This is a genomic window from Oceanobacter antarcticus (assembly GCF_044962685.1).
GTDB lineage: Bacteria > Pseudomonadota > Gammaproteobacteria > Pseudomonadales > Oceanobacteraceae > Oceanobacter > Oceanobacter antarcticus.
Map to the genome: position 1 here is coordinate 1 of NZ_JBBKTX010000096.1, position 292 is coordinate 292.

A 292-nucleotide genomic window follows, 5' to 3' on the forward strand; every position below is an offset into this window, starting at 1 on the left:
AAAGGTTGATGTGCTGCTGCCATTGTTCGGATTTAGTCATGAGCTGTCTCGTTGAAGAATTTGAAGACAGCTTAGAATGAATTGAGTAGTGATTTTAGATGGGGTTGTTTGAGCGTTTACGCTGAACAAGGGCTGGATGGTCTGAAAAAATCCGCCCCAGGTCCCGCGCCGAAGAAGACCGCTGAGCAAAAACGTATCGAACAGCTCGAACAAGAGAACGACCGGCTACGCAAGCAGATCGAGATTCAGAATGGCTGCCTGACGCTCCAAAAAAAAGCCTTGGATCTACTGG

Annotated in this window: 1 protein-coding gene; it reads left to right on the plus strand. The window is 47.9% G+C overall.

Features of this window, described 5'->3' with window-relative positions; translation table 11 throughout:
• Nucleotides 1–108: 108 nt before the first annotated feature.
• Nucleotides 109–292 (plus strand): hypothetical protein (locus tag WG929_RS21080; RefSeq protein WP_416207633.1); only part of this gene is annotated, 184 nt, incomplete at its 3' end.